Annotated in this window: 11 protein-coding genes; 4 read left to right on the top strand and 7 right to left on the bottom strand. The window is 66.9% G+C overall.

The window, feature by feature from the left end:
• Positions 1 to 4: 4 nt before the first annotated feature.
• Positions 5 to 1474, bottom strand: coding sequence for a D-serine/D-alanine/glycine transporter (cycA, locus tag GV792_RS16855; protein ID WP_175583009.1), 1470 nt, complete (start codon positions 1472 to 1474; stop codon positions 5 to 7).
• A gap of 95 nt (positions 1475 to 1569) precedes the next feature.
• The gene (locus tag GV792_RS16850) at positions 1570 to 2220 is read right to left on the bottom strand and encodes a maleylpyruvate isomerase family mycothiol-dependent enzyme (protein ID WP_218579959.1); all 651 of its coding nucleotides are present in this window, start codon (positions 2218 to 2220) and stop codon (positions 1570 to 1572) included.
• Between the two features lie 107 nt (positions 2221 to 2327).
• Between GV792_RS16850 and GV792_RS16845 the strand changes: the two genes are divergently transcribed.
• A complete protein-coding gene (locus GV792_RS16845; protein WP_163825075.1) occupies positions 2328 to 2954 on the top strand; it encodes an alpha-ketoglutarate-dependent dioxygenase AlkB in 627 nt (208 codons plus the stop codon).
• A 190-nt stretch (positions 2955 to 3144) separates the two neighbouring features.
• Positions 3145 to 3858 (top strand): HD domain-containing protein, encoded by a 714-nt coding sequence (locus GV792_RS16840; protein ID WP_163825074.1) that lies wholly within the window; start codon positions 3145 to 3147, stop codon positions 3856 to 3858.
• A gap of 103 nt (positions 3859 to 3961) precedes the next feature.
• On the opposite strand, the gene GV792_RS16835 is transcribed toward GV792_RS16840, so the two are convergent.
• Positions 3962 to 4537, bottom strand: coding sequence for a TetR/AcrR family transcriptional regulator (locus tag GV792_RS16835; protein WP_163825073.1), 576 nt, complete (start codon positions 4535 to 4537; stop codon positions 3962 to 3964).
• A gap of 84 nt (positions 4538 to 4621) precedes the next feature.
• On the opposite strand from GV792_RS16835, the gene GV792_RS16830 reads away from it, so the two are divergent.
• The gene (locus GV792_RS16830) at positions 4622 to 5596 is read left to right on the top strand and encodes a quinone oxidoreductase family protein (protein ID WP_256670513.1); all 975 of its coding nucleotides are present in this window, start codon (positions 4622 to 4624) and stop codon (positions 5594 to 5596) included.
• A 68-nt stretch (positions 5597 to 5664) separates the two neighbouring features.
• Here the strand turns inward: GV792_RS16830 and GV792_RS16825 are convergent, their stop codons facing one another.
• Positions 5665 to 6195: a DUF4334 domain-containing protein gene (locus tag GV792_RS16825; RefSeq protein WP_163825072.1), complete on the bottom strand. Its 531-nt coding sequence runs from the start codon at positions 6193 to 6195 to the stop codon at positions 5665 to 5667.
• A 483-nt stretch (positions 6196 to 6678) separates the two neighbouring features.
• On the opposite strand from GV792_RS16825, the gene GV792_RS16820 reads away from it, so the two are divergent.
• Positions 6679 to 8184 carry a serpin family protein gene (locus tag GV792_RS16820; RefSeq protein ID WP_163825071.1) on the top strand — a complete coding sequence of 502 codons (1506 nt, stop codon included), beginning with the start codon at positions 6679 to 6681 and terminating at the stop codon, positions 8182 to 8184.
• A gap of 100 nt (positions 8185 to 8284) precedes the next feature.
• On the opposite strand, the gene GV792_RS16815 is transcribed toward GV792_RS16820, so the two are convergent.
• Genes GV792_RS16815 through efp form a run of 3 tightly spaced genes read right to left on the bottom strand, consistent with a single transcriptional unit; the run spans position 8285 to position 9621 of the window.
• Positions 8285 to 8542 carry a YciI family protein gene (locus GV792_RS16815; protein WP_163825070.1) on the bottom strand — a complete coding sequence of 86 codons (258 nt, stop codon included), beginning with the start codon at positions 8540 to 8542 and terminating at the stop codon, positions 8285 to 8287.
• The gene (gene nusB / locus GV792_RS16810; protein ID WP_163825069.1) at positions 8542 to 9051 is read right to left on the bottom strand and encodes a transcription antitermination factor NusB; all 510 of its coding nucleotides are present in this window, start codon (positions 9049 to 9051) and stop codon (positions 8542 to 8544) included. Before nusB ends, GV792_RS16815 begins: the two co-directional genes overlap by 1 nt.
• Before the next feature lie 6 nt (positions 9052 to 9057).
• Positions 9058 to 9621, bottom strand: a complete 564-nt coding sequence (gene efp, locus GV792_RS16805; protein WP_163825068.1) for an elongation factor P — start codon at positions 9619 to 9621, stop codon at positions 9058 to 9060.
• Between the last annotated feature and the right edge of the window lie 14 nt (positions 9622 to 9635).

The raw sequence follows: 9635 nt of genomic DNA, 5'->3' as shown, positions 1-9635 counted from the left end.
CCGATCACCCCAGGGCGGAGGTTTCGGCGAGGACCTTGTCGCGATGCTGTTCACGCAGGGCTTTGTGGTGCGGGCGGCGCCGGACCACCAGGTAGGCGAGCGTGAGCACCGCGAACCAGATCGGCGTCACCAACAGCGCCTGCAGGGTGTCGGACTCCTGGGTCAACGCCCAGACCAGGAACGCGAAGAATCCGAGCACCGCCCAGACCATCGGCACACCACCGGGCATCTTGAACGTCGAGGCGGCGTGCAGGTGCGGGCGACGGCGCCGGTAGACGAGGTAGCTGGCCAGGATCATCGTCCACACGAACATGAAGCACAGCGACGAGATCGTGGTGACGACCGTGAACGCTTCGACGATCGACTGGCCCGCGTAGAGCAGCACCACGCCGATCATCAGGAATGCGCAGGAGAAGCGCAGTGCGTTGGCTGGCACATGCCTGCGCGACAGTTTGCCGAACACCGCGGGCGCATCGCCGTCACCGGCCAGGCCGTACACCATGCGCGAGGTGGAGTAGATGCCCGAATTGGCGCTCGAGGTGGCGCTGGTCAGCACCACGAAGTTGACCACGCTCGCCGCGATCCCCAGCCCGGCCAGGGTGAACATCGCCACGAACGGACTCTCGTCGGCCGAGACCTCCCGCCACGGCGTCACGGCGCAGATGACGATCAGCGCACCGACATAGAACAGCAGCACGCGCACCGGAATCGAGTTCACCGCCCGTGGCAGCGTCCGTTCCGGATCCTTCGCCTCGGCGGCGGTCGTGCCGACCAGCTCGATACCGACGAAGGCGAACACCGCGATCTGGAATCCGGCCACGAATCCCATCGGTCCCATCGGGAAGAAGCCGCCGTCGTTCCACAAGTTGGCCAAAGAGGCCGTGCTTCCGCTGTCACCGGTGAAGCCGGTCAGCACCATCACCAGACCGGTGACGATCAGTGCACCGATGGCGACCACCTTGATCAGCGCGAACCAGAACTCGGTCTCACCGAACGCCCGCACCGTGGGCAGGTTCAGCACCAGCAGCACCGCAATGCAGATCAGCGCCGGAATCCACAACGGCAGCTCCGGCCACCAGTACGCGACATAACCGGCGATCGCGACCACGTCGGCGATACCGGTGACGACCCAGCAGAACCAGTAGGTCCATCCGGTGAAGAACCCCGCCCACGGCCCGAGCAGATCACCGGCGAAATCGCTGAACGATTTGTACTCCGAGTTCGACAGCAGCAACTCGCCCATCGCCCGCATGACGAAGAACAGGAAGAAGCCGATGATCATGTAGACGAGGATCACCGAGGGCCCGGCCAGCGAAATCGTCTTACCCGAACCCATGAACAGGCCGGTACCGATGGCGCCGCCGATCGCGATCAGCTGGATGTGCCGGTTGGCAAGCTGTCGGCTCAGGTGGCCTTGGCCGCCACCGTCTCGCCCCTCGTCCCCCGAACCTGCGCCTTTCTGCAGCACGGCCATAGATCTCCCTCCGAAAACGAGCGCGTAGCGTCCCATTCGACCATCACGGTGCTCGGCGGCGATCGGCGGACCTGATGTTCACCCGGATCGATCCGCTAGCCGCCCGCTCGGCGCCCGGGCCGCCAGGCGGGGTCACGCCCGATGAAGGCCATGAGCTCATCCTGCGCCGAGACACCGTCGGCGACCGGGACGCGGCTACCGAAATGTCCGCTGTCGCGCAGCATCTGCTCGATCGGTTCCATGGCGGCCAGTGCGGTACGGCACCGCTGCTCACCGAGATCGGGTTCACGACCGAGCGCTTTGGCGAGGTCCCAGGAGTGCATCCAGATATCGGCGGTGTAGAACTCATCGATCGCCTCGTCCACCGGCTTGTCACCGGTATGCGGATCGCTGTGCATACGCCCGCCGGGCTCGTCGAGGATGGCCTGGATGTCGGCGGTGTGCTGATTCCAGGCGGAGACCGGGTCGGCGTCGACGTCCAGCGCCTCGAGTTCGATCCCGGCGCCACGCAGGAAACCGCGCGACCACTCGACGAGGTGTTTCACGATGTCGAGTGCTGTCCACTCCGCGACCGGGCTCGGACGTGCCCAGTCGCCTGCCGAGGCGGATACGACCAGTTCGGTGAAGCGAGCGGCGTCGTAGGCGTGCCGCTGGGCCGGGCTGCTGGGCGCAGCCATCGCGGCAGACGGCGTCGCATGCTGTTCGTCGGCTGCCGGTGCGTCGCCTTCGTGTTCGGAACTGGTCATGATTCCTCCAAGTGGTTTCGTCCCGATTCGCTTGGTCGGGCGGACCCTCGATCAATCACCTCCGGCAAATGCGAACATATGTTCGAATGTCGGAGTAGGCTGTCGGCATGCCGACACCACTGCAAGGATCGCTGCTCGACGGGTTCGGAGAGATCGAACTGGAGCCGTTGACCGGGGTGCATCGCAGGCAGCTCGACGATGGGGCATGGGTGGATCTGCGACCGGGCTGGTTGCGCGGTGCCGACGAGTTGTTCGAACGGTTGGCGGGAGAGGTCCCGTGGTGCGCCGAGCGTCGGCCGATGTACGACCGCATCGTGGACGTGCCACGACTGCTGTCCTTCTACGGCGAATCCGATTCACTGCCGGATCCGATTCTGGACCGCGCCCGCGACGCGCTCACCGAGCACTACCGACCGGAGCTCGGCGAGCCATTTCGTACCGCAGGCCTGTGCTACTACCGCGACGGGCGCGACAGCGTGGCGTGGCATGGTGACACCATAGGACGCGGAGCCACGCACGACACCATGGTGGCGATTCTGACTCTGGGCGCGCCGCGGCCGCTGCTACTCAGGCACCGCTCGGGCGGCAGCGCACTGCGCTTCCATCCCGGCCACGGCGACCTCTTCGTCATGGGTGGCTCATGCCAGCGCACCTGGGAGCACGCCGTTCCCAAGACCCGTAAAGCAGTCGGCCCGCGCATCAGCATCCAATTCCGCCCACGCGGCGTGCGCTAAGGGTCGGCTCGCGGGAGGTCCCACACGGGCGATCCGCCGAATCTCTGCGGAGCGGATCCGGACCTGCCGCTGGAGCGTCCCCGGATCAGCGCACGCGCTTGGTGAGCACGGTCAGCTCCGGGGGCACCGGCACGATCGAACGTGGCGGCGGCCACAGCGGAGTGTCGGACCCCACCGCTACATTTGGCGCATGAATGATCCTGGGGCGGGGGTGCTGGCGGTGATGCCGCTGCACACGATCAGCGATGTGTACGGCGAAGAGGGCCTGCGCGGACGGTTCCGGCTCGAAACAGCGGAGTCACCCGATGCCGAACGGCTCACCGCGGCGCTCGAGCTGGCCACCGAACTACACCGCGACGATCGGTACGGTCGCGAGCCGTATATCAATCACCTACTGCGCGTGGCGATCCGAATCGCCAGCCATTACGAGGTGCGCGACGCCGAGGTGGTGATCGCGGGCCTGCTGCACGACGCGGTAGAAGACCATGCCACGGAGCTGGCCGGCGCCCGCCCCGAACCGGGGACTGCCGGTGCGTTGGCTGAGCTGGCCGACCGCTTCGGTGAGCGGGTCGCGGATATCGTTGCGGCGGTGACGACCCCGGCGCCAGACCCCACCCGCGACCGGCACGAGCAATACCGCGAGCATGTCACCACCGAGCTCGAGCGCGCACCCTGGGCACGGGTGGTGAAACTGTCGGACTTCACCGACAACGGCGTGGGCATCCTGTATGCCACAGGGCCCGTCCTGCACAAACTCGCCGCCAAATACCGGCCGCTCACCGACGTCTACCGTGATCTGGTGCTCCGTGCGGACACCCCGCTCGCCGAGCACGTCAAGGTGCATATCCTCGAGCAGCTGGACTTGGCCGACCAACGATTCGACGCCATCCTGGCGCCGCACTGAAAAGTCGGCCGAACTCGCGGCACCCCCGTGGACCCGGCATCCGAGCGGCCGCGACACCCACCGTGGCTGTGCACCCCGCCCGTTCACAGGGTCCCGCCGCGCTTCACGAGGTCCGCAGCACCGATTCCATCAGGGCACGGACCGCCGACAGCACCCGATCGGTGTCGCCGGACCGGACCAGGTCGGGCACGGTCTGCCCGGCCAGACTGTCCAGCAGGAGCCGTCCGACGATCTCGGCATCGAGGTCGGGACGAGCCTCCCGCAGCAATGCGGTGATGTGCTCAAACCAGAACTGGTGGAACTCGGCGGTTCTCGGGTGCGGCGGCTCCGTCCGGTAGACGGCCATCAGCTCGAGATTGTCGATCACCAGCCACGCCATCGCCTCGAAGAACGCGACGAGCCGCTCCCCCGCCGGCGCGCCCGGCCCTAGTGGCGGCGGACCATCTTTGACCGCCCCCATCAGGGTCAGCGCACTTTCGGCCACCATCTCGTGCAACAGCCCGGCTCGGTTCCCGAAGCGATGGAAGATGGTCCCTTTCCCGACGCCTGCGGCCGCGGCGACCCGATCCATCGTGATCGCCTCGGCACCGTGCTCGGCGAGCAGGGCGGCGGTCGCTTCTAGGATCGCGCGCCGGTTGCGCGCGGCATCCGCGCGTTCCTTCGGACGGCGGTCGGTCATCGCACCACTTTCATTGACAAGTTGACCGGCGGTCCATATCGTTGGCAACGATAATTTGACCGTCAGTCAACTTATGGAGTTCTGATGCAGGCAATCGTAATGACGAGCGTGGGCGGGCCGGAGGTGCTGGTCGCTCGCGAGGTTCCCGCGCCGCGGCCGGAAGCCGGCGAGATCATGATCCGCACCGAGGCCATTCCCGTGCTTTACCCCGAAACCCTCTTGCGCTCAGGAATTTTCCCCATGGCCGCAGAACCGCCCGTGGTCTTCGGATTCCAGGCGGCGGGCGAGGTGACCGAAGTGGGCGCCGGGGTCGATCCGAGCCTGGTTGGCCGCCGGATGATGGTGAACACGTTGGGCGCCGGGGCCTATGCCGAGTTCGTCTGCGCTCCCGTCGATGCGGCCGTTCCCATTCCCGACGGAGTCTCCGCCGACGATGCTGCGGCGGCGGTCATGAGCGGTTCGGTGGCGATCGCACTGCTCGAGGCCGCCGAGCTCACCGGAACCGAGACGGTGCTGGTCGAGGCCGGGGCAACGGGCGTCGGCAGTTTCCTGGTCCAGCTGGCCAAGGAGTTCGGCGCGGCGCGTGTGATCGCGACCGCGGGCCGGGCGACCAAGATCGAACGGGCCCGCGAGTTGGGAGCCGACGAGGTGGTCGATCATCGGGAAGCGCAGTGGACTACTGCCTTGCGTGAGCAGCTGGACGGCGCCACTGTCGATGTCGTCTTCGATTCCCTCGGCGGGACGTCCGCACTCGACCTACTCGACACGATGACCCCCGGGCGCGGCCGAATACTCAGCTACGGCTGGTTGTCCGGTGCGTCGGCACAGGTGTCGGCGGCCGACCTGATCCCCCGTGGGCTCACCCTCATCGGCTGCGCAGGACCGGCCTGGCTGGAGCGGGTAGCCGGGCGCCGCGCCGACATTCTGCGACGTGTCCCGTCACTGGCACCGGCCGTCGAGAAGACGCTGCCGCTCGAGCAGGCGGGCAAGGCCCATGAGCTGGTCGAATCGCGCGCGCCGCTCGGCAAGATCATCCTGCGGCCCGGCGCAGATCGATAGACCAGCGCGGATCAGCTGCCGCCGCCGCGGCCGCTGCGCGACACGCCTGAGCCGGTCGTCAGTGCCGCTCAGCGCTCCAGCAGGAAGAAGTACGGCTCGGCCAGGCCACGCATATCCATCACGCCGAGCAGAGCGTCTTCGTCGAGGCGGCGGAAGTGGTCGATGATCGGCAGATGGTCATAGACCATGGCCGCACTGACGACGCCGCGATAGTCGATATCGCGCAGCCGGGCGGTCGGCTTCTTGGTGCGCAGCGCAGGCGAGAGGATCCGCAGATTGTTGCGCACCGGACGCAGCCAGGTGGCCGGGAAGCGACCGGCAAGCCCCAATGGGGCACGGCGCGGATCGACCGCGAAAATCGAACCGTTCTCATCGGAGAACAGCAGGGGGTGCACCGCGTCCGGGCTGTCGAATTGTTTCCCGTACCAGCCGGATTCGACGAGCACGCCGGCCCATGGATGTCCGGTATCCACCTCGCTGCCGCGCCAGCGCCCGGTGGTCACCTCGGCTACACGAGCGGCGGGCAGATCGTCGAACACCGCCCACGCCTGCTCCGGCGTGCAGCGTCCGCTCAGTACCGTGCGCTGATTCTCGGTCATCGCCCGACTCCTCACCGTGGAAATGTTGCGAGAGAAATTCTATCTGTCTCTCACTGTGGCGGGCATCCGGGCGGTACCGACAACCGAATTGACCTCGAGTGCGGTTGAGGATGCAGGATCGACGCCGAGACCGAGGACCGACCTTCCCGGTCGTCTCCTCATTCTCGAGTTGGGCCGTTCACGGCTCCTGCTCGCGCTCTCGCCGGGTTCCAGTACACCCACCCGGCGGGAGCGCGGACATGGTCGGCGGACCTGGCTCGTGCCAACGTTCATCATCTGCGAGCTGGGAGCGTGCTGCGCCTCAGTCCTCGGCCTGCGTTGTTCGGACGCTCGCCGCTATCCTGACCGCGCGGCGACTTCCCGCGCACCGGCCATCGAATCCGATTGTCCGGCAGCGGTTCACGTGAGCAGAACCACAGGACCGACGCGGTAACGGGCCGGATTCCGCCTAGCCGCACGCCCTGCCGCCGATAGGGTTGGGCAATGCGGACCGTAGTCGAACCCCACGTCGATGCCGCCAACCGACTCACTCGTCGCTGGTGCGAAGTAGCCGGTAATGAGGATTTCGTCGTGTCGGGGGCCGGATTGTGGCCCCTGCTGGGTCTGCTCGCCTCCGCCGCTCGGAACCCTGCGCGTATGGAATTGGAGGCTGCGGTTGGAATCCCCGCCGACGCAGCGCATTCGGCGGCCCTGCGGCTGATCGATACGATGCGATACTCACGTCACCTGTCCGCGGCGCTCGGGGTTTGGGTGAAACGCACGCTCCCGCTCAACAGCGACTGGCTGAGCAGCCTTCCCCGTGGCACGGTCGACCTGATCACCGACCAGGCCGCACTCGACGCATGGGCGGGCGAGAGTACCGAGGGGCTGATCAAGGAATTCCCGCTGCAGCTGACACGGGATACGGTGCTCGTGCTCGCGACTGCACTCGTCGCGCGAACCAGTTGGCGCGAGGTGTTCTACGAGACAACAATGACCCCGGCATCAGGTCCCTGGCAGGACAAGACCGTCCCCGCTTTGTCCCGAACCACCGGCACGGCGTGGTGCGCGACGCTGCTCGAGGGGCCGAGCCCGGTGACGCGCATCATCGTCGAGGGCACGGGCGACGTCGACGTACATCTGTTGCAGGGCGCCGGTACAGCTGCCGATGTGCTGACCACCGGCCTCAACGCACTCACCGAGGGCCTCGACGTGCGTCCAGCCCTCGCTGTCGGTACGAACGGTCCAGGCCTGACTGTGCGCGAGGAGATTTCGCTGCAGGAACGGGATCAGCTGCATCTCACACTGCCGCCGTTCGCGGTGCGGTCGAAGCATGATCTGTGCAGTCCGACCTTGGCCGCACTCTTCGGCCTGACAACGGCGAGAACAAACGGCGATCACTTCCCGGGAATCTCACCGGCACCCCTGTCGGTCGAGCAAGGCGCACAAGATGTCCTCGCCCGTTTCACGCGCGAGGGGTTCGAGGCCGCCGCAGTCACCGCGATCAGCCTCGACGTCCGCGGCATGCCGCCACCGCCGACCGAACATCGCATCAAGGTCTATACCGCGACCTTCGACCGCCCGTTCGGCTTCCTCGCCGTCCATCGCCCCACAGGTCTCGCCATCGTCGCTGGTTGGATCGCCTCCCGGCCACCTGAACCGCCGGCGCCTACCAAGCACGAACAGCGTGCCGTCCAACGTCCTGTCGACTTCGACTCCCACCACCCCCGGCCGGTTCCGCACCCGGGCCCGGTACCGGCATGGCCGCCGAGCCCGATACCAGCACCGCACCCCCATCAGCAGACGCCTCGCCGGTACCCGACGCCCCCACCACCGCCACCTCCGCTGCCCCCTGACATACCTGCGCCACCATGGCAGCGCGACTGGGCTCCGCCCGCTCCGTCGCCGCGCAGCCCCGGAACACCCGCCGATCGACAACAAAACCCGACCCCGCAACCACACCGGCAGGATCCGCCGCCCCCGCTGCCCTCATGGTCGCAGGAGCCCTGATCGCGGGATCGCTCGCTCGGCGAGATGCCCTGGATATGACGCGGTCCCGGCCGCGAACTACGTCGCGACCGGGACCGTGGTCTGGTATCCACCGGCAACCTCAGCCGGTGATCTCCCATTCGTACACCGTGACCTCAGACGCGCCGGTGGTGTGCACCGGATCGGTGAACACGATCTCGCGTGCCTGGTCCAGCGATTCGGCCAGCACTATGTAGGCGCCGCCGGTGCCGTCGGTGAATCGGCCGGTCTCTTGCAGCATGCCCTTGTCGCGCAGTTCGGCGAGGAACTGCTTGTGCGGTTCGACGACGGCAGGGTCGAAGCTGGGCGTGCGCATGACCATGACCAGGTATTTGTGCATCACTGCTCCGGGTCGGGGCGCGGCGCGCGGGTGGCCGCGGCGGCGGCGCGCACCTGCGGCGCCACCAGCACCACCTGGCCGAGCACGCCGTTCACGAATGACGGCGAGTCGTCGGTGGACAGCTCCTTGGCCAGTTCCACCGCCTCATCGACCGCCACCACCGGGGGCACGTCGTTGGCGTGGAACAGCTCCCATACCGCGATCCGCAGGATGGCACGGTCCACGGCGGGCAGCCGCGACAGCGTCCAGTCCTGCAGATAGGACTCGATGGTGCCATCGACCCGGTCCAGATCGTCGGCGACGCCCTCGACCAAGGTGCGGGTGTAGGCATGCACCGGCGCGACCGCCTGGTCACTGGCCGACAGTTCGATCCGCTCGTCGATCAGATCGGCGGGGTCGATATCGCGGGCCTCCGCTTCGAACAGCAGATCCACCGCGCGACGCCGCGCCTTGTGGCGTGCGCCGAGCTTCTTGAATGCGGGTTTCTTCTCCGCGGGCTGGTCCGCCATCCGGCGTCAGGAGTTGACGCGGCTGATGTAGCTGCCGTCGCGGGTGTCGATCTTCAGCTTGTCACCCACATTGATGAACAGCGGGACCTGCACCTCGGCACCGGTCTCGATGGTGGCGGGCTTGGTGCCCGCGCTGGAGCGATCGCCCTGCAGGCCCGGCTCGGTGTGGGTGACCGCGACCTCGATGGAGACAGGGAGCTCGATGAACAGTGCCTCGCCCTCGTACATGGCGATCTGGACGCCCATGTTCTCCAGCAGGAAGCCACCGGCCTTGCCGACGGTGGCCTCACCCAGGTGGATCTGGTCGTAGGTCTCGCCATCCATGAAGATGTAGTCCGAGCCGTCGTGATACAGGTAGGTCATATCGCGACGGTCGACGGTCGCGGTTTCGACCTTCACGCCAGCGTTGAACGTCTTGTCGACGACCTTGCCGGAGACAACGTTCTTCAGCTTGGTCCGCACGAACGCGGGGCCCTTGCCCGGCTTGACGTGCTGGAATTCGACGATCTGCTGGAGCTGATTGTCGATCTTCAGCACGAGGCCGTTCTTGAAGTCGCTGGTGTCCGCCACTGTCTTCGGATCTC

Source organism: Nocardia cyriacigeorgica (genome assembly GCF_010868145.1).
GTDB classification, from domain to species: Bacteria; Actinomycetota; Actinomycetes; order Mycobacteriales; family Mycobacteriaceae; genus Nocardia; species Nocardia cyriacigeorgica_D.
The sequence above is the reverse complement of the archived record's forward strand: the minus strand, read 5'-3'. Positions and strand labels throughout refer to the sequence as shown.

Bases quoted from the DNA above. Each gene is read 5' to 3' on its own strand.
- GV792_RS16820 (WP_163825071.1), top strand. From the start codon at position 6,679: ATGCGGACCGTAGTCGAACCCCACGTCGATGCCGCCAACCGACTCACT.
- nusB (WP_163825069.1), bottom strand. From the start codon at position 9,051: ATGGCGGACCAGCCCGCGGAGAAGAAACCCGCATTCAAGAAGCTCGGC.
- GV792_RS16850 (WP_218579959.1), bottom strand. From the start codon at position 2,220: ATGACCAGTTCCGAACACGAAGGCGACGCACCGGCAGCCGACGAACAG.
- GV792_RS16830 (WP_256670513.1), top strand. From the start codon at position 4,622: ATGCAGGCAATCGTAATGACGAGCGTGGGCGGGCCGGAGGTGCTGGTC.
- GV792_RS16835 (WP_163825073.1), bottom strand. From the start codon at position 4,537: ATGACCGACCGCCGTCCGAAGGAACGCGCGGATGCCGCGCGCAACCGG.
- cycA (WP_175583009.1), bottom strand. From the start codon at position 1,474: ATGGCCGTGCTGCAGAAAGGCGCAGGTTCGGGGGACGAGGGGCGAGAC.
- GV792_RS16840 (WP_163825074.1), top strand. From the start codon at position 3,145: ATGAATGATCCTGGGGCGGGGGTGCTGGCGGTGATGCCGCTGCACACG.
- GV792_RS16815 (WP_163825070.1), bottom strand. From the start codon at position 8,542: ATGCACAAATACCTGGTCATGGTCATGCGCACGCCCAGCTTCGACCCT.
- GV792_RS16825 (WP_163825072.1), bottom strand. From the start codon at position 6,195: ATGACCGAGAATCAGCGCACGGTACTGAGCGGACGCTGCACGCCGGAG.
- GV792_RS16845 (WP_163825075.1), top strand. From the start codon at position 2,328: ATGCCGACACCACTGCAAGGATCGCTGCTCGACGGGTTCGGAGAGATC.